The sequence below is a fragment of the Rhodoblastus sp. genome, from assembly GCF_019449565.1.
In the GTDB taxonomy this organism is placed as follows: Bacteria; Pseudomonadota; Alphaproteobacteria; order Rhizobiales; family Beijerinckiaceae; genus Rhodoblastus.
Genome location: NZ_JAGRPM010000011.1, coordinates 39490 through 63659 on the forward strand (window position 1 = coordinate 39490; position 24170 = coordinate 63659).

The window sequence follows — 24170 nt, forward strand, 5'->3', positions numbered from 1 at the left end:
TCATTCCGCCCGGCGCAGGGTCAGGTTGATCCGGCCGGTCGGCGTCAGCAGAGTTGACGTTCCGGGCAGGATTCTGTCCACGCCATGGAACATTTTGCGGGCCGGGCCGCCGAAGACGAGAACGTCGCCTGAATCGAGGCGAATCGTTGCGCTCGGGTCGCGGCGCGACTCGCCGCCGAAGCGGAAGCGGCAGGATAGGCCCAGCGACAGCGACAGGATCGGCGCGGAGAAATCCGTCTCGTCCCGATCCTGATGCGGCCCCATCCGGGCGGTCTCGTCATAATAATTAATCAGGCAGGCGTCCGGCTCGACCGGGCTTTCGGCAAAATCACGCCACAGCCGAAGCACGCTCTCCGGCATCGGCGGCCAGGGCTGGCCCGTTTCGGGATGATGGGGCTGATAACGATAGCCTGAAAGGTCCGATACCCAGCCAAGCGGCCCGCAATTGCTCATGCGGACGGAGAATTCCTTGCCGGTGCGCGGCATTTTCGGCCGGAACAAAGGCGCGTCGCACAGAATCGCGCGAAGTTCGCCGAGCAGCGCCTCCTGAGCCGCCCGGTCGAGCGCCGTCTTGTAAAGACGCAGACCAGGCTTGAGCAGGAGCATTTGGCGTTCCCGTTGATCGCGGCGCGCCGCGATCAACGAATCCCTCGCATCAGCTCGGCGTCGCATTCGCTCCTAGCCGGTCCCGCCGGGCTGCCGCCCGGCGCGAACCGGTAATGTCAATTCGGCCGGGGCCGCCCTTAATTCGACTTGGCGCGCTTAATTGGACTTGGCGCCGCCTTTGGCCACGCCGACCTTGGCCGGGCGCAGAACCCGCTCGCCAATGGCGAAGCCCTCTTCCACCACATGCGCGACCGTGCCAGGCGGAACGGTTTCGTCATGGGCCTCATAGAGCGCCTCATGGAAATTCGGATCGAATTTCTGGCCCTTCGGCTCGAGCTTGCGCACGCCGTGGCGGGTGAGGCGGGAGAGGAAATCGCGCTCGGTCAGCTCGATGCCCTCGACAAAGGCCTTCAGCGCATTGTCGGCGGCCTCTCGGACTTCGGCTGGCACGTTTTCGAGCGCGCGGCGCAGATTGTCTGCGAAGGTGAGCATGTCGCGGGCGAGCGAAGTCACGCCATAGGCCTTGGCGTCGGCGACTTCCTTCTCCGTGCGGCGGCGCAGATTTTCCATCTCCGCCAGGGTGCGCAGCACCTTGTCCTTGAGGCTGGCGTTTTCCGCGATCAGGGCCTGCACGGCCGCGGCGTCGCGCTCAGCGTCGCTCTGGGCCGGAGCCGCGTCGGCGGCGTTCTCGGGTTCGCCATCCGTTTGCGAAAGCTTTTCGTTCTGCGGATTATTGCCGTCGTTCATCATTCAGCCTTTTGGTTGCTTTCGCCTGCATATCGGGCGGGACGCGGCAAAAATCAAGCTTTCCGCTTGGTGTTGAACACGTCCATCAAATTGCGGCGAACAGCGCCCTGCCGCGCCGGATTGACGACCTTGGCGCCCGTCAGGTCGCTGACGTAAAACGTATCGACCGCCTTTTCGCCGAAGGTCACGATGTGAGCCGACGCAATATTCAGGTTGAGCTTGGACAAAGCGAAGGTCAGATCATAGAGCAGACCCGGCCGGTCGAGGCCCGAGACTTCGACGACGCTGTACATATGGGACAGGCTGTTGTCGATCACGACGTCGGGCGGCACGTTGAAGGTTTCCCCGTGCGAGGGCGCGTTTCCCGCCTTGGCCGCGACAATTTCGCTGAGCCTGATTTCGCCGCGCAAGGCCTGTTCGATCGCGCGCGCGATCCGTTGGCCGCGCCGATGCTCGTCCTCATCGCGCTCGAAGGCGCGGGAAATCGAGATCGTGTCCAGCGCCAACCCGTCCGTCGTCGTGAAGATCTGGGCGTCGACGATATTGGCGCCGGAGGCCGCGCAGGCGCCGGCGATAATCGACAGCAGGCGCGGATGATCCGGCGCGATCACAGTGAGCTCGGTGATGCCGCGGAAGGCGTCGGTCGCCACCTCCGTCGCCAGCGAATTCATCTCCACCGCGCTGGCGTGAAGCAGCTGCGCGTGTTCGATACGATGTGGCAAATCGACCTTGAGCCAATAGGCCGGATAATGCCGCGCCGCATATTCGTCGAATTCGTGATCCGGCCAGGCCGGGAGTTTCGCGCGCAGCTCCTCCTGAGATTTCTTCACGCGGCGCCGGCGATCGACCGAGGAATGGCCCCCGGCCAGCACGACCTCGGTTTCCCAGTAAAGCGTGCGCAGCAATTCGCCCTTCCAGGCGTTCCAGACGCCCGGGCCGACCGCGCGAATGTCGCAGACGGTGAGAACCAGCAGCATCTTGAGCCGCTCGATCGTTTGCACGACCTTGGCGAAGCCTTCGATGGTGCGCGGATCGCCGAGATCGCGGCTCTGCGCGATATTCGACATGATCAGGTGGTTTTCGACCAGCCAGGCGACAGTTTCCGTCTCCGCGCTGCTCAGACCGAGGCGCGGCCCCAGCTTGCGGGCGATCTCGGCCCCCATGATGGAATGGTCTTCCTTGCGGCCCTTGGCGATATCATGCAGCAGCATGGCGACGTAAAGCGCGCGGCGATGGCTGATCGTCGGCATGATCGAACTGGTCAGCGGCAGTTCGGCGATGGTCTCGCCGGCATCGACCGCCGCCAGCTGGCCCAGCCCCCGGATCAGATGCTCGTCCACCGTATAATGGTGGTACATGTTAAACTGCATCATCGCGACGATGCGGCCAAAATCGGGGATGAAACGGCCCAGCACGCCGGCCTCGTTCATCAGGCGCAAGGCCCTTTCGCTCGATTTCTGCGACGTCAGGATTTCCAGGAACAGCCGGTTGGCTTCCGGATCGGCGCGCAGCTTGTTGTCGATGCGCGGCAGGGATTGCGTCACCAGACGCAGGGCGTCCGGGTGGATCGGCAATTCATTGCGCGCCGCGACATGGAACAGCCTGATGAGATTGATCGGCTCGTTGGCGAAGACGTCGGTCGAGGCGACCGTGACGCGATCCGTTTCAAGCGCGAAGGGTCCGAGATCGCGAGGCTTGGCGCGACGGCGCAGCTTGCCGACGAAGCGGTCGAACACCGCGCGCGGCTTGGCCTGACGCTCTTCCAGCGCCGCACAGACGATATTGGTCAGGTCGCCAACCTGTTTGGCGACTGTGAAATAATGCTTCATGAACCGTTCGACGGCCGAAAGGCCGCCGCGCGCGGTATAGCCGAGCTGGGCCGCGACCTGGCGCTGCAATTCAAAGCTCAGGCGTTCCTCGGAGCGCCCGGTCAGAAAATGCATGAAGCAGCGGACCTTCCACAAGAAGGTCTCGCACCGGCGGAACAGCCGCAATTCATTTTCGCTGAACAGCCCAACGCCGACCAGGGCTTCGGCGTCATTCACGCGATAGGCGTATTTCGTGATCCAGAACAGGGTGTTGAGATCGCGCAACCCGCCCTTGCCCTCCTTGACGTTGGGCTCGACCAGATAGCGAGACGAACCCGCCCGCTGGACGCGCTGGTCGCGTTCTGCGAGTTTGGCCGCGACGAATTCAGGGGCCGTATTGCGGACGATTTCCTGATCGAACCGCTCCAGCAGAGTGTCGAGCAGGGTGCGGTCGCCTAGCAGGAAGCGGCATTCGAGCAAAGTCGTGCGAATGGTCATGTCGGCCTTGGCCTGCCGCAGGCATTCGTCAATCGTTCGCGTCGCGTGGCCAACCTTCTGCTTCAGATCCCAAAGCAGATAGAGCATGGATTCGACTACCGCCTCTTCCGCCCCGTGGCCGCGACTCGGCAGCAGGAACAGAAGGTCGATATCGGAACCCGGCGCGAGCGCGCCGCGGCCATAGCCGCCGACGGCGACGACGCAGAGCCGCCCCGTCTTCGCCTCCGGATGGATAAATTTCACCACGCAGGAATGGATGGCGCGAATGATCTCGTCCTCGACAAAGGCGAGATGCGCCGCGCAAGCGAGACCCGAACCCTTCTCCTGCAGCGCCGCCCGCGCCGTCGCCGAACCCTCGGCCAGACATTCCGCCAGGGCCTCGACGGCCGCCTTGCGGAATTCCGGCGTGGCGCCGCCATGCTTTTCCGCGAGTTTAGCGATCCGCGCGTCGAGCGCGGCGCGGTCGATCAGGGCCTTCATCGGCAATTCGAGGCGAGGGCCAGTCCATTTCGAACCCGGCGCCGGCGGATCGCGGCCGGCGAGACTACCTAGCAGGGTCATCCCACGGCCTCCAGGCTCGCGACCTTGGCTTCGATCGCATTCCAGATCGCCGCCGCGACATCCGGTCCGCCCGTGCGCTTGATGGCGCGAATGCCGGTCGGCGAGGTCACGTTGATCTCGGTGAGATAGCCGTCGATCACGTCGATGCCGACGAAGATCAGGCCGCGTTTCTTGAGCTCCGGCCCGATCGTGGCGCAGATTTCCTTCTCGCGCGGCGACAGCTCGGTCGCCTCGGCGGCCCCGCCGCGCACCATATTGGAGCGGATGTCGTTTTCGGCCGGCACACGATTGACCGCGCCGCCGGGCTCGCCATCGACGAGAATGATTCTCTTGTCGCCCCGGCTGACGGCGGGCAGGAATTTCTGCACCACCCATTGCTCGCGGAAACTGGTCGCGAACAGGTCGTAGAGCGAACCATAATTGGCGTCCCGCGTCATTAGCCGGAACACGGCCGCGCCGCCGTGGCCGTGCAGCGGCTTCATCACCACTTCGCCATGCTCGGCGCGGAAGGCGTCGATAGCGTCTTTGTCGCGGGTGATGAGCGTCGGCGGCATCAGCTCCGGATAATCCATCACGAAGAGCTTTTCCGGCGCGTTGCGCACGCTGGCGGGATCGTTGACCACCAATGTGCGGCCGCCGATCTTTTCGAGCAGATGGGTCGAGGTGATGTAGGAAAGGTCAAAAGGCGGGTCCTGGCGCAGCAGCACCACGTCCATGTCGCGCAAAAAAATCTCGCGCGGGGCGCCGAGATCATAATGATCGCCCTTTACGTCGCGCACGCGCAGGTCCTGAGCCACGGCGACGACGTCGCTCCCGCGCAGCGACAGGCGATCGGGCGTGTAATAGACCAGCTCGAAACCGCGCGCCTGGGCTTCGAGCAGCAACGCAAAGGTCGAATCGCCGACGATGTTGATCCGGTCGATAGGGTCCATCTGGACGGCGACTTTCCTGACCATGCTCATTGCAACCAGAACTCCGTGCTCCATCGCCGCTGCGGCGGGCGGCGATGTTAGCGCCTTTGTTAATAAACTCAAAAACCACGCAAATTCACGACCCCGCCGAATCGCCGCCTGAACGCGACGCGATCCTACAGCACGCGGTTGCCGCGAATGACGACATTCTTGAAACTGTTCACGGCGCCCGGCAAAGCCAGGTCGCCGCTGACGATCCGCTCCTGGAACATGGCCACGATATTCGCCTTTTTCGAGCCGCGCATTTCATTTTCAACGATCTCGCAAAGGCCGGGTTCGCCCTGGGTGGCGAAGCCGATGGCGTATTCATTGTCGATCAGATGGTTGGCTTCGACGACGACATTGTTGCGCGCCTGGTAAAAGCCGGCGAGCACGGCGACGGCGGGCGATCCGACAATCGTGTTGCCGACCATGCGGACGTCGCCCTCGCCGTGAACGCCATGCAGCCAGCCCATGCGCGGACCGAATTCCCCGTCGGGATGGGAGGGCCGCAGCCCACTGACGATATTGCCGGCGATCAGCGCGCCCGCGCCGTCGCCCGGCCCGAGATAATTGGTCGCGGAAATGCCCGCGCCGCAATCGGCGATGACATTGTTGCGGAATGTAGCGTTGCGGAAGCCGAATTCGGCATACATCGCCTTTTCATTGAAGCTCTTGCAGCGATTGTCGGCGACGACAATGTCCCAGCCGCCAGTATTGCGCACGGCGGTATAGGCGCAACGCTCGATGACATTGTTCTCGATCGTGACCGGGCCGCATTCCGCCACCCGCACGCCATTGCCATACATGCCGACGCCGCCGGAGCGGTTGGAGATGTCCGTGATCACATTATTGCTGATTCGCGAGCCGTCATGGCGCTTCGAATGCAGGCTCCAATGGTGGATTCCATTGTCGCCGCAGCGCCGGATCCTGTTGGCGTCGATCACCATGCCGGCGCAATTGTCGTCATGGATGGCGGTTCCCGTCAGGTCCTGAAACGTACAAAGCCTGATCCTGCCGCCGCTGCGATGTTGGAACAAGCCGGTCGCGCTGTTGCGGACTGTGCAGTTCTCCATCGCCACCTGGGCCACATCGTAGAAATTCAACAAGCCGAAGGCGTCGTTGATGGGGCGATTGGCGCCGTCGAAGACGATATCTTCCAAATTGACCGATCGCAGCGGCGATTCATTGGCCAGCAGGCCGCCGTCATAGCCCAGCCGCAGGATCGAGCCGCCCGGCGCGCCGACGAGATGGGCGCCTTCCGGCAGAACCACGCGGTAAAGCGTCGTGACGCCGCGCTTCAGGCGATAAGCCTTTTGCGCGCGCGCGGCTTCCGTCATTCCGGCAATGAACTCGACGGTCGCGGCGGCGACCGGGTCGGATTGAGCGCGCGCCATGGCGCTGTAAAACGGGATCAGGCCCGCCGCCCGCGCGACGGTCGCAAGAAGCCGGCGGCGGGTCCGGGGAATATGCAGTTCGATCATTGGCCATTATCGCCGCAGGAAGATGGAAAAAGCGCAAAGACGGCGCGACGATTTTGCGCGATCGGCAAGGGCGGGCGACGCTTCGTCCCGGTAAATTTGCGCCTCGGCCCGTTCCGGACTTGGCAGGACGCAAAATTTCATCAAAGAGTCATCGCCACGCGTCAAATCAACGCGCGAATCCACGCATTTCCGGGGCCGTCATGGACTATTTCCGCCGCTTCACCTTTCTCGTCTGCGCTCCGGCCTTTGACGCCGACGAGCTGGAAGGCGAGCGCTTGAGGCAAATCATCGCCGCGGTGGAGAAATCCGGCTTCGAGGTCATCCGCGCCCGCCGCGTCGAGGACGCCGAACTCGCGATCAAGACCGACGCCGCCATCGGCTGCATGATCGTCGATTGGGGCAAGAAGGGGATGACCAGCAAGACGGCGAGCCTGATCTCCTATGTCCGCCGCCGCGGCCTCGAAATGCCGATCATCCTGCTGGTGCGCCGCAAGCGTTTCGAGGATCTGCCGATCGACGTGCTCGACAATGTCGACGGCTATGTCTTCCTCGCCGAGGAGACGCCGGAATTCATCGCCAAGAACCTCGTCAGCAAGCTCAAGCAATATGCCGAGACCATGAAGACGCCCTTTTTTGGCGAACTGGTCGATTATGCCGAGGAAGGCAACCAGCTCTGGACCTGCCCCGGCCATAATGGCGGCGTGTTCTATTCGCGCAGCCCGATCGGCCGGATTTTCGTCGAACATCTCGGCGAGGCCATCTTCCGCGACGATCTCGACAATTCCGTACTGGAGCTGGGCGACCTGCTCGTCCATGAAGGCCCGGCCCTGCGCGCTCAGAAGGAGGCGGCGAAGATATTCGGCGCCGAGCGGACCTATTTCGTCCTCAACGGCACCTCGGCCTCCAACAAGATCGTGCTCGGGGCCCTTGTCGCCCCCGGCGATCTGGTCCTGTTCGACCGCAACAATCACAAGGCCGCCCATCACGGCGCCCTGATGCTCGGCGGCGGCGTGCCGATCTATCTCGAAACAGACCGCAACGCGCAAGGCATGATCGGGCCGATCGATTACGAGGCGCTGGACGAGAAGAAAATCCGCAAGAAGATCCGCGAAAATCCGCTGGTGACGGATAAGGAAGCCTCGAAAAAGGAGCGTCCGTTCCGCGTCGCCGTGATCGAACAATGTTCCTATGACGGCACGATCTACAGCGCCGAGACCATTCTCGCCAAGATCGGCCCCCTCTGCGACTATATCCTGTTCGACGAAGCCTGGGCCGGCTTCATGAAATTCCACCCGATCTTCTCCGGCCATTTCGCCATGGGCCTGAAGGATCTCGGCCCGGACGCGCCCGGAATCATCGCCACCCAATCGACGCACAAGCAGCTGGCGAGCTTTTCACAAGCCTCGCAGATTCACGTCAAGGACCGGCACATCAAGGGACAGGCGCGGCGCATCGAACATCGCCGCTTCAACGAGACCTTCCTGGTCCACGCCTCGACCTCGCCCTTCTATCCCTTGTTCGCCTCGCTCGACGTCGGCGCGCAAATGATGAAGGGCAAGTCGGGCGAAGTCCTCTGGGACGATACGATTCGCCTCGGCATCGAGATCCGCAAGAAAATTCGGGCGCTCGGTCAGGAGTTCCAGGAAAAGGCCAAGAGCAAGGACCGCGCCTGGTTCTTCGATCCCTTCGTCGCCGACGAAGTCGATACGCCGGACGGCCGCATGGCCTGGGAGGACGTCTCGACCGACGATCTCGCAGGCAACCCCACTTATTGGACTTTCCATCCCGGCGCCGCCTGGCACGGCTTCCGTCATGTGGCCGATGACTATGCCCTGACAGACCCCTGCAAACTCACGCTCATCACGCCGGGCTTCGACCGCGCCAATGGCAAATATCTCGATCATGGCGTGCCCGCGCCGGTCGTCGCGCAATATCTGCGCGAAAACCGCATCGTCGCCGAGAAGAACGACCTCAACTCGCTGCTCTTCCTGCTGACGCCGGGCGTCGAATCGAGCAAGGCGGGCGCGCTGATCTCCGCGCTTGTCGCCTTCAAGACCTATCATGACCAAAACGCGCCGCTGGAAGAGGTCATTCCGGAATTCGTGGCGAAGCGCGCCAAGCGTTACGCCGGGATGCGGCTGCGCGACCTGTGCCAGCAGATGCACGCCTTCTATCGCGACGCCGGCACCAGCGATCTCCAGCGCCGCCAGTTCCGCCCGGAACATCTGCCGCGCCCCGCCATGCCGCCGCAGGAGGCGGTGCAGAAACTGACCCGCAATCAGGTCCAGTACCTGCCGATCGACCAGGTCGAGGGCAAGATGGCCACGACGCTCTGGGTCGTCTATCCGCCGGGCATTGCGACCATCGCGCCGGGCGAAATCCTCGACGAGCGCGCCAGGCCCATGCTCGACTATCTCAAGACTTTTGAGCGCGGCGCCAATCTTTTCCCGGGCTTCGAGGCGGAAATCCAGGGCGTCTATCGCGAGATCGCGTCGGACGGCTCAATCCGATTCCATACTTATGTGGCTGATCCCGGCGCGTGACATCGGCACATGGCCGGGCGGCGGTTCGCTGGCGCCCGGCCCCAGCGCGCGCTGGAGCATCACGCTGTCGGTCCACTTCCCGAAGCGGAACCCAATGCCTTCGAGATAAGCGACGCGGCGGAAACCGCAGGCTTCGTGCAGGTTGAGCGAAGCCTGATTCTCCGAATCGACATAGGCGATCATCTGCCGGTAGCCGGCCTCGGCGCAGGCCTCGATCAGGGCTGGAAGCAGCCTGCGTCCGGCGCCCGCGCGCAGATGATTTTCATGCACATAGATCGAATGCTTGACGCAATAGCGATAGGCCGGCCGCTTGCGGAAGGGCACGGCATAGGCGTAGCCGATCACGACACCGTCCAGCTCCGCGACCAGATGCGGCAGGCGATGCTTCTGCATGTTCTTGCGCCGGCGCTTGATGTCGTCGGCATGCATGGGCTCGATTTCCGCGCCATTGTTCAGGCCATGGGTGACATAGCCTTTGTAGATGGCGAGCATCGCCGGGGCGTCGGCCTCGGTCGAAGGGCGGACGACGATCCTGCCGGCTTCCGGGGTCATCGGGCTTTCGGTCTGCTGGTCCGGCGCGATGGGCTGCATGGCGAGGCCGCTCTCCTTGGCGTGGGCGCGCCTTCCCTTAGCAGCGTTTTCAAGAGAAGTGGATACCGGTTCGAGTCAAGTACCGAAGGTCCGCGAAGCGAAAACGCGTGGAAACGAAAAACGAGAGCCCCGATCCGACGCAATCGGATCGGGAGAGGCTCGAGCCGATTTCCGCGCGCGCTGGAACGTGCGTTATTCGGGCGGGGTTCCATTGGCGGCGAGAATTTCGCCGACGAGATAGAGCGAGCCGGCGATGAGAATGCGCGGCGGCGGCGAATCATGGCGAGCGAGCGCGCGCAAGGCCTCTTCGGCGCCCGAACAGCTCTCCGCCTTCAAGCCGAGGCTCCGCGCGATCGCCACGACCTGCTCGGGGGGCCGGCCCGCCTGTTCGCCGCGCACCGGCAGGGCGAACACCTCCGCCGCAAGCCCGACGAAATGGCGCAGGAAACCGGCGGCGTCCTTGCTCTGAAGGCCGCCATAAAGCAGAATCAGCGGACGCGACGCCTTGTCTTCGCAATCGGCCATCGCCTCGGCCAGCACGCGGGCTCCGGCCTCATTATGGCCGCCGTCGAGCCAAAGCTCGGCGCCCTTGGGCGCGAGCGCCGCGAGCCGCCCGCGCCCGATATTCTGCAACCGTCCCGGCCAGTTCGCCTTCACGACGCCTGTTTCGAACGCCGCGAAGGACAGGTCCGGCAGGCATCGCCGCAAGGCGGCGATCGCCGTTCCCGCATTGACCAGTTGATGGCGGCCCGCAAGCCTCGGCAAAGGCAGATCGAGCAGGCCGCTCTCGTCCTCATAGACCATGCGCCCGCGTTCGGCGCGGCACAGGAAATCCTGCCCATAGAGCGAAAGCGGCGCGCCCTGCCGGGCGGCCTCGCGCTCCAGCACGGCCACGGCCTCGTCGCTCTGCGCCGAGACGATCACGGGCGCGCCGGCCTTGATGATCCCGGCCTTTTCAAAGGCGATCTTCGCGATGGAATCGCCCAAAAATTCGACATGGTCGATTGAGATGGGCGTGATCACGGCGCAAGCGGGCGCATCGATGACATTGGTGGCGTCGAAACGGCCGCCAAGGCCGACCTCGAGCAGAAGGACATCGGCGCGATGATCGGCGAAGAGTTTGAACGCCGCCGCCGTGGTCGCCTCGAAAAAGGTGATCGGCTCGCCGGCACTGGCTTGCTCGACCGCCGCCAGCGCTTCCGCCAGAGCTTCGTCGGACACCAGCTTGCCGCCCCCCGGCGCGGCGAGCCGGATGCGTTCGCGGAAGGCGACGAGATGGGGCGAGGTATAGACATGGACGCCGAGACCGGCCGCCTCCAGCACCGCGCGCATGAAGGCGATGGTGGAGCCCTTGCCATTGGTGCCTGCGACGTGGATCACCGGCGGCAGACGCCGTTGCGGTTCGCCGAGCGACGTCAGCAGCCGTTGGATACGGCCCAGAGAAAGGTCGATCCGTTTTGGATGAAGGTCGAGCAGGCGCCCGAGAAGGACGTCGGGCGCTGTCATGTCCGCCTTGTCAGGCCGCTTGCGCGGGCGCCTTGGTCAGCAGGCGGCAAATGCGGCCGAGCGTTTCGCGCATGTCCGCGCGGGGAACGACCATATCGACCATGCCGTGCTGGCGCAGATATTCCGCGCGCTGGAAACCCTGCGGCAGGCGCTCGCGAATGGTCTGCTCGATCACGCGCGCGCCGGCGAAGCCGATCACCGCGCCGGGCTCGGCGATGTGAATGTCCCCCAGCATGGCGTAGGAGGCGGTGACGCCGCCCGTGGTCGGATTGGTCAGCACCACAATATAGGGCAGCTTTGCCGCCTTCAGGCGCTCGACCGCCACAGTTGTGCGCGGCATCTGCATCAGGGAGAACATGCCCTCCTGCATGCGCGCGCCGCCCGAGGCTGTGAAAATGATGAAGGGCGTCTTCTTCTCGATGGCCCGGAACATGCCGGAGACGATGGCTTCGCCCGCCGCCATGCCGAGCGAACCGCCCAAAAACTCGAAATCCTGCACCGCGACCGTCACTTGCGTTCCCTGCAGGGCGCCGGCGGCCAGGGTCACGGCGTCATAGACGCCGGTCTTGGCGCGATAGTCCTTGATCCGGTCGGTGTAACGCTTGATGTCGCGGAATTTCAGCGGATCGGCGGCAACTTCCGGGAGGGGAAGGCTGTCATAGGCGCCGTCGTCGAACAATGCCTCCAGCCGCGCCTTCGGCGGAATCCGCATGTGATAGCCGGAGGTCGGCACCACGAAGAGATTGGCTTCCAGATCCTTGTGGAAGACCAGCGCGCCGCTTTCGGGACATTTGACCCAGAGGTTTTCCGGCGTGTCGCGCTTCAGAAAGGAGCGGATCTTCGGCGGAACGACATTGGAGATCCAATTCATGGCCTCACGCTCTCCTTCGCGGCGCTGGCGACGCCCGCCGCCAGTTCGCCAACCAGTTTGCCGACCGCCGCGACCGTCGCCGGCCCGCCGCGCCCCTGCGCGTCGAGCGTCTTGGCCAAAGCGTCGATCAGGGCCGAGCCGACCACCACGCCATCGGCGTTGGACGCGATTTCATGGGCGGCGGCGGCGTCCTTGACGCCGAAGCCGACCGCGACCGGCAGAGCCGTATGGCCCTTGATGCGCTTCACCGCCGTGGCGACCCGGGAATAATCGGGCCGCGCCGCTCCGGTGATGCCGGTGATCGACACATAATAGACGAAGCCCGAGGTGTTGGCGAGGACGGCGGGCAGGCGGGCGTCGTCCGTCGTCGGCGTCGCCAGACGGATGAAGGCCAGCCCCGCCTTGAGGGCCGGGAGGCACAATTCCCCATCCTCTTCCGGGGGCAGATCGACCACGATCATGCCGTCCGCGCCGGCGGCCTTGGCGTCGGCCAGGAATTTTTCCACGCCATAGACATAGATCGGATTGTAATAGCCCATCAGGATGATCGGCGTGTCGGCGTCCTCGCGGCGGAAATCCGCGACGAGCTTCAACACGTCTTTCAACTTCATCCCGGCGTGCAGCGCGCGCAGGCCCGCGGCCTGGATGGCGGGGCCGTCGGCCATGGGATCGCTGAACGGCATGCCGATTTCGATGACGTCGGCGCCAGCCTTGGGCAGCGCCTTGAGGATCTCAAGCGAAATTGCCGGGTCGGGGTCTCCCCCCATGACGAAGGTGACGAGAGCGGCGCGGTTTTTCGCGCGGCAATCGGCGAAACGGTTTTCAAGGCGAGCAGTCATGGCCGTGGGGGTAGCACAATGCGCCGCCCTTGAAAACGGGCGGTTCAGGCCAATTCGCGCAAACCCTGCCGCAAGTTTTCCGCGCCGGCGCCGAGACGCCCCTCTATTGCGGCGTGAATCCTTTCCCAGATGGGCGCGGCGCGCGCCAGCAGCGCGCGGCCTTCGGGCGTCAGGATCAGGAGCCTGCCGCGCCGGTCCTTGGGATCTTTCTCGATCGCGACGAGGCCGCGCCGCTCCAGAGGCTTCAAGGCGGCGGTGAGCGTGGTGCGGTCCATGGCGAGGAGGGACGCCACCGGCGAGATGGCGGCAGGCGCCGGGCGATTCAATGCATTGAGCAGGGAGAATTGGCCATTGGTAAGGTCGAGCGGGCGCAGGGCCTCGTCGAAGGTCCGGGCCAGGGCGCGCGCCGCCCTCTGAACGTGAAGACACAAGCAAGTGTCGCGGATGCGATGGGTCGTCTCGAAGGGCAGCAGATCGGGCGCGGTTGACATGATTTATTTATGTTGATATCAACTTAACTGTCAAGGAAAATCGGGAGGTTTGCAATGCAGTTCACGCCCTATCTGATGTTTCCCGGAAATTGCGCCGAAGCTTTCGCGCATTATGAGAAGGCGCTGGGCGCGAAAATCGTCGCCATGTTTCCTTACGCCCAGGCGCCCGCCGGAACGCCCATCGCCCCGGGCGCGGAAAAGAAGGTGATGCACGCCTGTCTCGAAAAGGACGGCTTCCGCCTGATGGCCAGCGACATGGCGCAGGACTGCGGCCCGGACGGCGGCCAGTCCCGCAACGTCACCGTGCATATTTCAGTCGCTGACGTCGAAGAGGCGAAGCGCGTCATCGCGGAGCTCGCCGAGGGCGGGCAGATGTTCATGCCGCCCGGCGAGACCTTCTGGTCGCGTTATTACGCGATGTTCTCCGACCGCTTCGGCGGCTCCTGGATGGTCGATTGCCCGCGACCGCCGGAAGAACTCGCCGCCAATTTGGCCAAGGCCTGACATAAGGCGCCCACTACGCGCGGCGTCACTGAGCTGCGCCGGAAGGCGCAACCGAGTCACATGCCGCCGAGATGTTCCGCGACGGCGAAGATATCCTTGTCGCCACGCCCCGACAGGCCGAGGACCATCAGATGGTCCCTCGGCTTTTTCGGCGCGATCTCGACGATTCGGGCAAGGGCGTGGGCCGGCTCCAGCGCTGGAATAATGCCTTCGAGCTGCGAACAGAGCTGGAAAGCGTCCAGCGCCTCCTTGTCGGTGGCCGAGAGATAGGTCACCCGGCCGTTCTCCTTCAGCCAGGCGTGTTCCGGGCCGATGCCGGGATAGTCAAGCCCCGCCGAGATGGAATGGCCTTCGAGAATCTGGCCGTCATCGTCCATCAAAAGATAAGTGCGGTTGCCATGCAGCACGCCGGGACGACCGCCGGCCAGCGAGGCCGCGTGGCCGTTTTCCACGTTCAGGCCGTGCCCCGCCGCCTCGACGCCGTACAACTCGACCGAAGGATCATCGAGGAAAGGATGGAACAGGCCGATGGCGTTGGAGCCGCCGCCGATGCAGGCGAACAGCGAATCCGGCAGGCGGCCTTCCGCGGCCATCATCTGTTCACGGGTTTCATCGCCGATCACGCATTGGAAATCGCGCACCATGGCCGGATAAGGATGCGGGCCGGCCGCGGTGCCGATGCAATAAAACGTGTCGTCGACATTGGTGACCCAGTCGCGCAGGGCCTCGTTCATGGCGTCCTTGAGCGTCCGCGCGCCGGACTGCACGGGCACGACCTTCGCGCCGAGCAGGTTCATGCGGAAGACGTTGGGCTTCTGCCGCTCGACGTCCACCGCGCCCATATAGACCACGCATTCGAGGCCGAAACGCGCGCAGGCCGTGGCGGTGGCGACGCCGTGCTGGCCCGCGCCCGTCTCCGCGATGATGCGCTTCTTGCCCATGCGCCGCGCGAGCAGGATCTGGCCGAGCACATTGTTGATCTTGTGCGCGCCGGTGTGGTTCAGCTCCTCGCGCTTGAAATAGATCTTCGCGCCGCCGAGATGCTCGGTCATGCGCTCCGCGAAATAGAGCGGGCTCGGCCGCCCGACATAATGGGTGAGCAGATATTTCAGCTCGGCGTGATAGGCCGGGTCCTGACGCGCCGCGTCATAGGCCTTTTCCAGCGACAGGATCAGCGGCATCAAGGTTTCGGCGACGAAACGCCCGCCGAATATGCCGAAATGACCGCGCGCGTCGGGGCCCTGACGCAGGGAATTGGCCGCAAGTTTGGGCGCGAGTTTGGGCGATTGACTGTTCATGGCTCTGCTCTTGGCTCTTTCGCGCGCGCCGGGACGGAGCGCCGGGCTGAGCCGACTGAACGATTTAACGCAATTTCCCGCCGGGAGGATCGCCGCGATACGAGAAAGGCGTCAGAGCCTGCTCTCTTAACCGCTTCCAGCCGGGAGGCCAAGTTGAACTTGAAACGCGCCGCGCGTCACGCCGCGCGGGCCGCCGCGATGAAGGCGAGAATCTTCGCGGCGCTCTTCTCGCCGGGCGCATCCTCGACGCCGGATGAGACGTCGACGCCGGGCGCGCCGGTGAGACGGATGGCCACGCCGACGTTTTCAGGATCAAGCCCGCCCGACAGCATCCAGTTTTTCTTCGCCGCCATGCACGCATGATCGCGCAGCAGCGTCCAATCGAAGCTCAACCCATTGCCGCCGGGCAGCACGGCACCCTTCGGCGGCTTCGCGTCGAACAGCAGGCGGTCGGAAACAGCTTCATAATCGGGCGCGCATAAAAAATCGGCCTGCTCGGAGACGCCGATGGCCTTGAGAATGGGCCGGCCGAAAGAGGCGCGGATTTGCGCGACCCGCTCCGGCGTTTCGGCGCCATGCAATTGCAGCCAATCTGGCGCCAGCGCCTCGACGATGGCGGCGATGCGCGAATCATCGGCATTGACGACGAGCGCGACTTTTTCAGCCCGCCCGCGCACCAGTTCCGAAAGACGGCGCGCCTCGGCGAGATCGAGATGGCGCGGGCTTTTCTCGAAAAAGACGAAGCCGACCATATCGGCGCCCCCAGCCAAGGCGGCCTCGAGCGACTCCGGCCGTTTCAGCCCGCAAATCTTGACGATGGCGGACATGATGTCAGGCGGCGCTGCGGGGCGGAACGAGGGCGGTCGAAGGGGCATTGGGCGCCTGCAGCGCCTTGACTTGGGCGCGCAGCGATTCATTTTCGCCGCGCAACACCTCGGCCTGTCCCTTCGCTTCGCGCAAGGCCTTGCGGAACCGGCCCTGGCGCAGCCAGGTCGCGAAACCGCCGAGCAAGACGCCCACCATGGCCGCCCCGATCAGCACGATGAAGAGCGGCAGGACGAGCTGCGGCGAAGGAATGTCGCCGCCATTGAAAGGATCGAAGGAGACGACGACATTCTGGCGATTGGCCAGGGCGAAGACGAGGAAGATCAGGGCCAGCGGCGCAATGACCAGAAATTTCAGAAAATTGCGCATTGCTCGCCCCGTGTTCCGGTCCCCGTTCAGGACTCGTCCTGATCGTTCAGGCGCTCGCGCAATTCCTTGCCCGTCTTGAAGAAGGGCACGAATTTCTCGGCGACCTCGACCTGATCGCCGGTACGCGGATTGCGGCCGACGCGCGCGTCGCGCTTCTTGACCGAAAAGGCGCCGAAGCCGCGTAATTCGACGCGGTCGCCGCGCGACAGCGCCTCGGTGACCTCATCGAGAATAGCATTTACGATGTTTTCGACATCGCGAAGATAGAGATGGGGGTTTCTGTCGGCAATACGTTGAACGAGTTCCGATTTAATCACTGAAGTCGTCCCTATTCCGCGCCCGGGGAAATGGTTTGGCGCATTTTTTCTTAATGTTGGGCGTCAACTTGCCAAATCGCCAAAAGGCCGTCAAGCGCCGCGGAGTCGCGGGCGTTTTCGGCCTTCAGCGCCAGTTCGGCCGCCTGCGTGAACCCCATCAGCCCGAGAGCGTCGGAAGCGAGGCTGAAAAGGCCCAGACGGTTCGCCGCGCTCGGCTTTTTCCATTCGCGGACCGGCAGTCCCTTGGCGATTCCCTTTTCCTGCTCCAGCCAGGCCACGGCGTCCCGCTCGCCGCCGAAAGCATCGACCAGCTTGAGCGGCAGGCCCTGCCGGGCGGTGAAAACGCGGCCGTCGGAGACGGTCGCCAATTCCGAATCGCTCATCTTGCGGCGATCCTTCACCAGCCCCTTGAACCAGTCGTAGGAATCGACCACCAGCGAATTGATCGCGGCGCGCGCGGCCTCGCTGGTCGGCTCGAAGCCGTTGGGCGAGGCCTTGAGCGGCGAGGATTTGATCGTCTCGACCTTGACCCCGATCGTGTCGAGCAGTTTGGCGACATTGGGGTACTGGAACAGCACGCCGATGGAGCCGATGAGCGCATTGCTGTCGGCGATGATGCGGTCGGCGCCGAGCGCCGCGATATAGCCGCCCGAAGCCGCCAGGCTGTCCACCACCGCGACGACCGGCTTTTTGGCGGCGACGCGACGCAATTCGTCATAGATCTGCTCGGAGCCCGTCACCGTGCCGCCGGGGCTGGAGATTTCGACGATGAGCGCGGTCGCCTTGGATTCGCCGATGTCCTTGATGAGCTTCAGCGTTTCGCGATCGCCGGTGATCAGCCCCTTGACGTCGAGGCGCGCGATATGGGGCGTCAGATGGGTCGAAGAGCCGCCGAAACGGGCCGCCGCGACGATAATCGCTACCGCTGCGACGCCGATGGCCGCAATCCGCCAGAAAGTGAGTTTGCGGCGCAATTGCCGCCGGTCGAGAATGGTTTCAACGGGCGCGTTTTGCGTCATCCGGGCTCTCCGCTTGCGATCCGCAACTTAAGGTCTCGTCCTGCGAACCTCAATGCGCTCCGCCAATTCTTTTCGCGTTCTGGTTTCCGGCGCGGCGGCGCTTGTCTGCGGCCAGCAGCGCCAGGCCGGCGGCGACCGATTGGAACGGATTGTCGTAATGCAGTTTTTGGGCGCCGAAACGGCGTTCGAATACGGCGCGCAAGCTCGGGATGAAGGAGGTTCCGCCCGTCATGAAGACCGCGTCCACCTGGCCGGCGGAATATTTCGCCGCCGCCATGGTATCGTCCAGCGCGCCTTCGATTTTGGCGAGATCGGGCGCGATCCAGGTCTCGAAATCGGCGCGCGACACCATTGAATCGATGGACACCCCGCCATGGGCGAAACGCATTGGCGCCTCGGACGCGGAGGACAGCGCCGCCTTGACGGAGCCGACGGTCTGATAAAGCTCGAAGCCCAGATCGAGTTCGATCAGTTCGGCCAGAGCCTCCAGTTCGGCGCCACGGGCGGAGACCTCCGCGAAGCGGCGCAGTTCGCCCAGGGTCTTCTGCGTTTTCAACCAGGAAATCTGGTGCCATTGCGCGAAAGAGGCGTGGAAATAGGCCGGCAAAGGCAGCACCTTTTCCAGTGAGCGATAGGTCGCCCCCTTGCCGAGGCGCGGCGATATCACATGGTCGATCAGCCGGAAATCGAAGGAATCGCCCGCCACGCCGCAGCCGCCGTGACCCAGGGCCTCCGCTTCGAGCCCGTCCGGCCCATGGGAAAAATGCAGCAAGGCGAAATCGCTGGTGCCGCCGCCAAAATCCGCGACCAGCACCGTTTCGTCGCGGCGCAAATTGCGCGCGTGCCAATAGGCGGCGCCGAGAGGCTCATAGGCGAATTCCGCCTGGGCCAGCCCGGCGCCGGCATAGGACTTCGACAGCCGCGCCAAGGCCAGATCCTCATCCGGCCGCTCGCCGGCGAATACCACCGGGCGGCCGGCGGCCAGGAAGGCGCCATCGGCGACTTCCGTCCCGCCCTGGGCCTCGAACAAATGGCGCAGAAAGATCGCGACCATCTCTTCGATGGTCACCTTCTGGCCGAACAGCCGCGCTTCCGAAAAGACGCGGCTGGCGAGATGACTCTTGAACGACTGGATGAAACGCTCGGTCGGCTCGGCGGCGATGGCGTGCTCCAGCGCCTGCGGCCCCGCGACATGACCCAGCCCGCGGCCTTGCTTCCAGAAGGTCAAGGCGGTGCGGAAAGTCTGCGTCGGCCCCTTGGCGCTGGGCCAGGACATGGTCTGCACTTCGCCCTTTTCATTGGCGAAGGCGATGACGCTGTTGGTGGTGCCGAAATCGACGCCGACGGCGTAAGTCATAAGTCCCCCGAACAAAAACCCCGCGCGAAAAATTTTTCGCGCGGGGTCGTTTTGCTTGTGACAGCGAAGAAAATTACTTCGTTTCGCGGGCCTTCAGCGCGGCGCCGAGAATGTCGCCGAGCGAGGCGCCCGAGTCGGCGGAGCCATATTGAGCAATGGCTTCCTTCTCCTCGGCCACTTCCAGAGCCTTGATCGACACGGCCACCTTGCGCGCCTTGCGGTCGAACAGAGTGACGCGGGCGTCAACCTTTTCGCCGACGGCGAAGCGGTCGGGACGCTGGTCGGCGCGGTCGCGGGCCAGTTCGTTGCGCTTGATGAAGGCCTGCAGGTCGGAGCCGACGATCTTGACTTCAAGGCCGCCGTCTTTGACTTCCAGGATTTCGCAGGTGACGATCGCGCCCTTCTTCAGCTCGCCGTCTTCACCCGTGGTCGGAGCCGAGGCGAAGGGGTCGCCGCCCAGCTGCTTGACGCCAAGCGAGATGCGCTCCTTCTCGACATCGACGTCGAGAACGCGGGCGTGAACGACGTCACCCTTCTTGTAGTCTTCGATCGCCTGCTCGCCGGGACGGTTCCAGTCGAGGTCGGAGAGATGGACCATGCCGTCCACATCGCCGTCGAGACCGATGAACAGACCGAATTCGGTCTTGTTCTTGACCTCGCCTTCGACGTCCGAACCCACCGGATGCTTCTCGGCGAAGGCTTCCCACGGATTCTGCAGGGTCTGCTTGAGGCCCAGCGAAATGCGGCGCTTGACGGAATCGACTTCCAGCACCTGCACGTCGACTTCCTGGCTGGTCGAGACGATCTTGCCGGGATGGACGTTCTTCTTGGTCCAGGACATTTCCGAAACGTGGATCAGGCCTTCGATGCCCGGCTCCAGCTCGACGAAGGCGCCGTAGTCGGTGATGTTGGTCACGCGGCCATGGAAGCGCGATTCGATCGGGTACTTGGCCTCGATGCCCTGCCACGGATCGTCGAGCAGCTGCTTCATGCCCAGCGAGATGCGGTGGGTTTCGTGATTGATCTTGATGATCTTCACTTTCACCGTCTGGCCGATGTTGAGCACTTCGCTCGGATGATTGACGCGGCGCCAGGCGATGTCGGTGACATGCAGCAGGCCGTCAATGCCCCCGAGGTCCACGAACGCGCCGTAATCGGTGATGTTCTTGACCACGCCCTCGATCGTCACGCCTTCTTCGAGATTGGCGACGATTTCATGGCGCTGTTCGGCGCGGCTCTCTTCGAGCACGGTGCGGCGCGACACGACGATATTGCCGCGGCGGCGATCCATCTTGAGGATCTGGAAGGGCTGCGGCACGCCGAGCAGCGGGGTGACGTCGCGGATCGGACGGATATCGACCTGCGAGCGCGGCAGGAAGGCCACGGCGCCGTCGAGATCGACGGTGAAGCCACCCTTGACCTGGTTAAAGATGACGCCGTCGACCTTTTCATTGGCCTCGAACGCCTTTTCGAGCTTGACCCAGCTCTCCTCGCGGCGCGCCTTGTCGCGCGAGATGACCGCTTCGCCGAGCGCGTTCTCGACGCGTTCGAGATAGACTTCGACTTCATCGCCGACCGCCGGGGCCGGATCGCGGCCGTGGCCGGTGAATTCCTTGAGGGCGACGCGGCCTTCGGTCTTCAGACCGATGTCGATGACGGCGACGTCCTTCTCGATGGCGACGACGCGGCCCTTGACGACCGAACCTTCGAACGCCTCGTTCTCGCCATAGCTCTCCGCGAGCAGGGCGGCAAAATCATCACGCGACGGGCTCATACCCGCGTTGCTGGCAGACGACATATGTTCTCCTAGTGGCCCGATAGGGCGCGCGCCGGTCCTGGGTTGGCGTTGACAATCGCTCCGTTCCGCCAGCGCGCATCGGCTTTGCGATGCGCCTCGTCCAATGGACGGCCGGCGCGGGCCGGCGGGCGGGAGCAGTTTGAAGGCGGCCTTTTAGCAAAGGCGCGAGTTTTCCACAAGGCGGGAGATAGTGGCGTCGGGCCGACTCGCGCTTATTTCTTCAGGAACCGCCGCGCCAAGCGGGCAAGCGCCGGGACCAGCCGGGGGCGCAGCAGCCGCTCGTCATAGCCAGCCATGCGCCGGTCGTTCTCGACAAGACAGAGATCGATCAGTTCCGCCGGCGACAGCTCGATGCCCACGGCGCCGGTGCCCTGCATGGCGAAATTCGCGTCTTGCATCTCGCCCGCATTGTCGAGGCCGCGCGCGATGCCGATCCGCTCCCAGATCAGGAAGACCCAGACGGCTGCTTCGGTGGCGCGGAAATGCAGGCGCTTCCACCAGGGCAGGTTGCGGCGATGCCAGGCGACCCAATTGGCGAAAAACAGGATGTGGCGGCCTTCTTCCTGAATCACCGGCTCGAAGGTCTCGACCAGTTCGTTGGGGAAGTAGCCGGAGCGGCGCGCGGTTTCGAACAGGCCGAAGGCGAAAAAACTGTCGATGCACTCGCTATAGCCTGTCACCAGCCAGGCCCACAGGGCGTCTTTCGGCGCGTCATAGGCCAGCTCCGGGGCGAGCGGGATGCCATAAGCCTCGACGAGTTTCGAGAGAACGACCTTGTGGCGCGCCTCTTCGGCGGCGTCCATCTCCAGCGCCTCGCGCAGAAGCGGATCACGAAGGGTGTCCGCGAAAGTCTTGACCCGGATCGACGCCCGCCCTTCCGTCTGGACCGCGATGTCCCAGATCGGCAGCGACGTCACGCGCGCGAGCGCGTCCGGCTCGAGTTTCGGCCAATCGATGACGGCGGGCTTGTAGGGGTTGTGTGTGTCGAGCAGCATGCGCGTGAACAGGCGCAAATGCTCGGGAGAGCCAATCCGGACGGGCCCGGCTTCGCCGCCTCTCCAGTTGCGCATCGCAAAATCGCTGGCTTCGAGAGTGGTGACATTCCCGGTCATATCAACAAATCTCCCTTGACGGATTCCCAAGGCGTCGGAGCGGCCCGGCATCATAGCTCGCCGCCGAGGCCTGGGAAGGGCGGTTTTTGGCCGCCTAGCCCCTCGCCTCCCCGACAATGGCCAGAGCCGCCGCGAAGGCGCCTTCGACATTCAGATCGGTCGTATCCAAAATTGTGGCGTCGTCGGCAGGCATGAGCGGCGCGTCGGCCCGCTCGCTGTCGCGCCTGTCGCGCTTCTTGATATCTTCGAGGATGGCCGGATAATCGACCTTTTCGCCGCGCCCGCGCAGCTCCAGCGACCGGCGCTGGGCGCGGATTTCGGGGCTCGCGGTCACAAAGATTTTAACGTCGGCGTCGGGAGCGATCACCGTTCCGATGTCGCGGCCATCGAGCACGGCGCCCTGCGGCCGCGCGGCGAAAGCGCGCTGCATGTCGATCAGCGCGGCGCGAACTTGCGGGATCGCGGCGACGACCGAGGCCGCCTCGCCCATTTCCCGCCCCCGCAGGCGCTCTTCCTCGAAATCGAGCAAAGCCAGCCCGCGCGCGGCGCTCACCGCGTTCTCGACATCGTCAAGTTTCGAGCCCTGGTCGAGCAACACGCGGGCGGTGGCGCGATAGAGCAGGCCGGTGTCGAGATGGGGCAGGCCGAAATGCGCGGCAAGGCGCCGGGCGATCGTGCCCTTGCCCGAGGCGGCAGGGCCGTCAATGGCGATGATCATGCCGAGAATTCCGCGCCGAGCTGCGCCATCAGCGGCTTGAAGGTCGGGAAAGAGGTCGCGATCATGGTTTCGTCATCGACCGTCACCGGCTTGTCCGACGCCAGCCCCATGACCAGAAAACTCATGGCGAGGCGATGGTCGAGATGGGTCGCGACCAGGCCGCCGCCGGGACAGGTCCCCGCGCCGCCCTCGACGATGAGATCGTCGCCCTCGATATGCGCCACGACGCCATTGGCGACCAGCCCGTCTGCGGTGGCCGCGAGGCGGTCGGATTCCTTGACCCGCAATTCCTGCAACCCATTCATCCGCGTCAAGCCGCGCGCAAAACCCGCGACCACGGCGAGAATGAGATATTCGTCGATCATGGCCGGGGCGCGCGCCGCCGGGACGTCGACCCCCGTCAATTCGCTGTGACGGACGCGAAGATCGGCGACCTCTTCGCCGCCTTCCTCGCGGCGGTCGAGAATGTCGATCCGCGCGCCCATTTCGAGCAAAGTGGTGAGAAGGCCAGTGCGCAAGGGGTTCATCATCACCCCTTCCACGACAATGTCCGACTCCTTGACCAGCAAAGCCGCCGCGATGAGAAAGGCGGCGGAGGACGGGTCGACTGGCACGACGATCGGGCGCGGCTTCAATTCTGGCCGGCCTTCGAGCGTGATCTTGCGGCCATGCTCGCCAAAAGGCTCGGAGGTGAGCGTGGCGCCGAAATAGGTCAGCATTTTCTCGGTATGGTCGCGGCTGGCCTCGGTCTCGATGACCGTCGTGCGGCCCAGCGCATTGAGGCCGGCGAGGAGAACCGCCGATTTGATCTGCGCCGAGGCGACCGGGGTGCGATATTCGATCGGCGCGGGTTCGGATGTTCCCTTGAGCAGAATCGGGCAGCGCCCGCCCTCGGCTTGCTCCAAAACTTGAGCGCCCATCAGAACGAGCGGATCGAGAATGCGGCGCATCGGGCGCTTGCGCAGGGAAGCGTCGCCGTCGAAGCGCGCGGTGATTCCATGGCCGCCGACGACGCCCATCATCAGGCGCGAGCCGGTGCCGGCATTGCCGAAATCCAATGTTTCACGCGGCTCCAGCAGCGAACCGAGGCCCATGCCATGAATGGACCAGCTTCCTTCGCCGAGGCGCTCGATCTTCGCGCCGAGCTGGGCGCAGGCGCGCCCCGTATTCAACACATCCTCGCCTTCGAGCAGGCCGGAGACCCGCGTCTCGCCGACCGAGAGCAGGCCGAGCAGGAAGGCGCGGTGGGAAATGCTCTTGTCGCCGGGCGGGCGGGCTTTTCCGCGCAGCGGGCCGCAAGCTTTGGCGGTGAGGGGTTTGGCGGGCGAAGCGGAATGAGACATGGATCGAAAGGCCTG

22 protein-coding genes are annotated in these 24170 nt (G+C 64.2%); 2 read left to right on the forward strand and 20 right to left on the reverse strand.

What is annotated here, in order from left to right; all coding sequences use genetic code 11:
* The 5 genes from QZ409_RS02080 to QZ409_RS02100 all read right to left on the reverse strand — a co-directional run bounded on the left by QZ409_RS02080 (position 1) and on the right by QZ409_RS02100 (position 6654).
* Positions 1-606: an alpha-ketoglutarate-dependent dioxygenase AlkB gene (locus tag QZ409_RS02080; protein WP_296706599.1), complete on the reverse strand. Its 606-nt coding sequence runs from the start codon at positions 604-606 to the stop codon at positions 1-3.
* A gap of 156 nt (positions 607-762) precedes the next feature.
* Positions 763-1353, reverse strand: a complete 591-nt coding sequence (gene grpE / locus QZ409_RS02085; RefSeq protein WP_296706601.1) for a nucleotide exchange factor GrpE — start codon at positions 1351-1353, stop codon at positions 763-765.
* Between the two features lie 53 nt (positions 1354-1406).
* Positions 1407-4220 carry a [protein-PII] uridylyltransferase gene (locus QZ409_RS02090; protein ID WP_296706602.1) on the reverse strand — a complete coding sequence of 938 codons (2814 nt, stop codon included), beginning with the start codon at positions 4218-4220 and terminating at the stop codon, positions 1407-1409.
* Positions 4217-5176 (reverse strand): glutathione synthase, encoded by a 960-nt coding sequence (gene gshB, locus QZ409_RS02095; RefSeq protein ID WP_296706790.1) that lies wholly within the window; start codon positions 5174-5176, stop codon positions 4217-4219. The genes QZ409_RS02090 and gshB overlap by 4 nt, the downstream gene beginning before the upstream one ends.
* Before the next feature lie 131 nt (positions 5177-5307).
* Positions 5308-6654 (reverse strand): TIGR03808 family TAT-translocated repetitive protein, encoded by a 1347-nt coding sequence (locus QZ409_RS02100; protein WP_296706604.1) that lies wholly within the window; start codon positions 6652-6654, stop codon positions 5308-5310.
* A 200-nt stretch (positions 6655-6854) separates the two neighbouring features.
* Here QZ409_RS02100 and QZ409_RS02105 point away from each other — a divergent pair, with 200 nt between their 5' ends.
* Positions 6855-9197, forward strand: a complete 2343-nt coding sequence (locus QZ409_RS02105; protein WP_296706605.1) for an Orn/Lys/Arg decarboxylase N-terminal domain-containing protein — start codon at positions 6855-6857, stop codon at positions 9195-9197.
* Here QZ409_RS02105 and QZ409_RS02110 read toward each other — a convergent pair.
* From QZ409_RS02110 to QZ409_RS02130, 5 genes are all read right to left on the reverse strand, one after another.
* Positions 9156-9788: a GNAT family N-acetyltransferase gene (locus QZ409_RS02110; RefSeq protein WP_296706607.1), complete on the reverse strand. Its 633-nt coding sequence runs from the start codon at positions 9786-9788 to the stop codon at positions 9156-9158. The genes QZ409_RS02105 and QZ409_RS02110 overlap by 42 nt on opposite strands.
* 192 nt (positions 9789-9980) lie before the next feature.
* A complete protein-coding gene (locus QZ409_RS02115) occupies positions 9981-11294 on the reverse strand; it encodes a folylpolyglutamate synthase/dihydrofolate synthase family protein (protein ID WP_296706608.1) in 1314 nt (437 codons plus the stop codon).
* A 10-nt stretch (positions 11295-11304) separates the two neighbouring features.
* The gene (gene accD, locus QZ409_RS02120; RefSeq protein ID WP_296706610.1) at positions 11305-12165 is read right to left on the reverse strand and encodes an acetyl-CoA carboxylase, carboxyltransferase subunit beta; all 861 of its coding nucleotides are present in this window, start codon (positions 12163-12165) and stop codon (positions 11305-11307) included.
* Positions 12162-13004, reverse strand: coding sequence for a tryptophan synthase subunit alpha (gene trpA / locus QZ409_RS02125; protein WP_296706612.1), 843 nt, complete (start codon positions 13002-13004; stop codon positions 12162-12164). Before trpA ends, accD begins: the two co-directional genes overlap by 4 nt.
* Positions 13005-13048: 44 nt before the next feature.
* Complete coding sequence (locus QZ409_RS02130; protein ID WP_296706614.1) at positions 13049-13495, reverse strand: MarR family transcriptional regulator; 447 nt, start codon at positions 13493-13495, stop codon at positions 13049-13051.
* A gap of 54 nt (positions 13496-13549) precedes the next feature.
* Between QZ409_RS02130 and QZ409_RS02135 the strand changes: the two genes are divergently transcribed.
* A complete protein-coding gene (locus QZ409_RS02135) occupies positions 13550-13999 on the forward strand; it encodes a VOC family protein (protein ID WP_296706617.1) in 450 nt (149 codons plus the stop codon).
* A 56-nt stretch (positions 14000-14055) separates the two neighbouring features.
* Here the strand turns inward: QZ409_RS02135 and trpB are convergent, their stop codons facing one another.
* From trpB to aroA, 10 genes are all read right to left on the reverse strand, one after another.
* Positions 14056-15297 (reverse strand): tryptophan synthase subunit beta, encoded by a 1242-nt coding sequence (trpB, locus tag QZ409_RS02140; protein WP_296706619.1) that lies wholly within the window; start codon positions 15295-15297, stop codon positions 14056-14058.
* Between the two features lie 176 nt (positions 15298-15473).
* On the reverse strand, positions 15474-16124 hold the full coding sequence (locus QZ409_RS02145; RefSeq protein ID WP_296706621.1) for a phosphoribosylanthranilate isomerase: 651 nt from the start codon (positions 16122-16124) through the stop codon (positions 15474-15476).
* A gap of 4 nt (positions 16125-16128) precedes the next feature.
* A complete protein-coding gene (locus QZ409_RS02150; protein WP_296706623.1) occupies positions 16129-16491 on the reverse strand; it encodes a LapA family protein in 363 nt (120 codons plus the stop codon).
* Positions 16492-16517: 26 nt separating this feature from the next.
* A complete protein-coding gene (locus QZ409_RS02155; protein WP_296706626.1) occupies positions 16518-16808 on the reverse strand; it encodes an integration host factor subunit beta in 291 nt (96 codons plus the stop codon).
* 50 nt (positions 16809-16858) lie between these two features.
* On the reverse strand, positions 16859-17827 hold the full coding sequence (gene sppA / locus QZ409_RS02160; RefSeq protein WP_296706628.1) for a signal peptide peptidase SppA: 969 nt from the start codon (positions 17825-17827) through the stop codon (positions 16859-16861).
* A gap of 49 nt (positions 17828-17876) precedes the next feature.
* Positions 17877-19184, reverse strand: coding sequence for an Hsp70 family protein (locus QZ409_RS02165; RefSeq protein WP_296706642.1), 1308 nt, complete (start codon positions 19182-19184; stop codon positions 17877-17879).
* A gap of 73 nt (positions 19185-19257) precedes the next feature.
* Positions 19258-20982 carry a 30S ribosomal protein S1 gene (rpsA, locus tag QZ409_RS02170; RefSeq protein WP_296706643.1) on the reverse strand — a complete coding sequence of 575 codons (1725 nt, stop codon included), beginning with the start codon at positions 20980-20982 and terminating at the stop codon, positions 19258-19260.
* Between the two features lie 212 nt (positions 20983-21194).
* Positions 21195-22094: a hypothetical protein gene (locus QZ409_RS02175; RefSeq protein WP_296706645.1), complete on the reverse strand. Its 900-nt coding sequence runs from the start codon at positions 22092-22094 to the stop codon at positions 21195-21197.
* Positions 22095-22188: 94 nt separating this feature from the next.
* Positions 22189-22812 (reverse strand): (d)CMP kinase, encoded by a 624-nt coding sequence (gene cmk, locus QZ409_RS02180; RefSeq protein WP_296706647.1) that lies wholly within the window; start codon positions 22810-22812, stop codon positions 22189-22191.
* Positions 22809-24155, reverse strand: a complete 1347-nt coding sequence (aroA, locus tag QZ409_RS02185; RefSeq protein ID WP_296706649.1) for a 3-phosphoshikimate 1-carboxyvinyltransferase — start codon at positions 24153-24155, stop codon at positions 22809-22811. Before aroA ends, cmk begins: the two co-directional genes overlap by 4 nt.
* Between the last annotated feature and the right edge of the window lie 15 nt (positions 24156-24170).

Bases quoted from the DNA above. Each gene is read 5' to 3' on its own strand.
- QZ409_RS02080 (WP_296706599.1), bottom strand. From the start codon at position 606: ATGCTCCTGCTCAAGCCTGGTCTGCGTCTTTACAAGACGGCGCTCGAC.
- grpE (WP_296706601.1), bottom strand. From the start codon at position 1,353: ATGAACGACGGCAATAATCCGCAGAACGAAAAGCTTTCGCAAACGGAT.
- QZ409_RS02090 (WP_296706602.1), bottom strand. From the start codon at position 4,220: ATGACCCTGCTAGGTAGTCTCGCCGGCCGCGATCCGCCGGCGCCGGGT.
- gshB (WP_296706790.1), bottom strand. From the start codon at position 5,176: ATGGTCAGGAAAGTCGCCGTCCAGATGGACCCTATCGACCGGATCAAC.
- QZ409_RS02100 (WP_296706604.1), bottom strand. From the start codon at position 6,654: ATGATCGAACTGCATATTCCCCGGACCCGCCGCCGGCTTCTTGCGACC.
- QZ409_RS02105 (WP_296706605.1), top strand. From the start codon at position 6,855: ATGGACTATTTCCGCCGCTTCACCTTTCTCGTCTGCGCTCCGGCCTTT.
- QZ409_RS02110 (WP_296706607.1), bottom strand. From the start codon at position 9,788: ATGCAGCCCATCGCGCCGGACCAGCAGACCGAAAGCCCGATGACCCCG.
- QZ409_RS02115 (WP_296706608.1), bottom strand. From the start codon at position 11,294: ATGACAGCGCCCGACGTCCTTCTCGGGCGCCTGCTCGACCTTCATCCA.
- accD (WP_296706610.1), bottom strand. From the start codon at position 12,165: ATGAATTGGATCTCCAATGTCGTTCCGCCGAAGATCCGCTCCTTTCTG.
- trpA (WP_296706612.1), bottom strand. From the start codon at position 13,004: ATGACTGCTCGCCTTGAAAACCGTTTCGCCGATTGCCGCGCGAAAAAC.
- QZ409_RS02130 (WP_296706614.1), bottom strand. From the start codon at position 13,495: ATGTCAACCGCGCCCGATCTGCTGCCCTTCGAGACGACCCATCGCATC.
- QZ409_RS02135 (WP_296706617.1), top strand. From the start codon at position 13,550: ATGCAGTTCACGCCCTATCTGATGTTTCCCGGAAATTGCGCCGAAGCT.
- trpB (WP_296706619.1), bottom strand. From the start codon at position 15,297: ATGAACAGTCAATCGCCCAAACTCGCGCCCAAACTTGCGGCCAATTCC.
- QZ409_RS02145 (WP_296706621.1), bottom strand. From the start codon at position 16,124: ATGTCCGCCATCGTCAAGATTTGCGGGCTGAAACGGCCGGAGTCGCTC.
- QZ409_RS02150 (WP_296706623.1), bottom strand. From the start codon at position 16,491: ATGCGCAATTTTCTGAAATTTCTGGTCATTGCGCCGCTGGCCCTGATC.
- sppA (WP_296706628.1), bottom strand. From the start codon at position 17,827: ATGACGCAAAACGCGCCCGTTGAAACCATTCTCGACCGGCGGCAATTG.
- QZ409_RS02165 (WP_296706642.1), bottom strand. From the start codon at position 19,184: ATGACTTACGCCGTCGGCGTCGATTTCGGCACCACCAACAGCGTCATC.
- rpsA (WP_296706643.1), bottom strand. From the start codon at position 20,982: ATGTCGTCTGCCAGCAACGCGGGTATGAGCCCGTCGCGTGATGATTTT.
- QZ409_RS02175 (WP_296706645.1), bottom strand. From the start codon at position 22,094: ATGACCGGGAATGTCACCACTCTCGAAGCCAGCGATTTTGCGATGCGC.
- cmk (WP_296706647.1), bottom strand. From the start codon at position 22,812: ATGATCATCGCCATTGACGGCCCTGCCGCCTCGGGCAAGGGCACGATC.
- aroA (WP_296706649.1), bottom strand. From the start codon at position 24,155: ATGTCTCATTCCGCTTCGCCCGCCAAACCCCTCACCGCCAAAGCTTGC.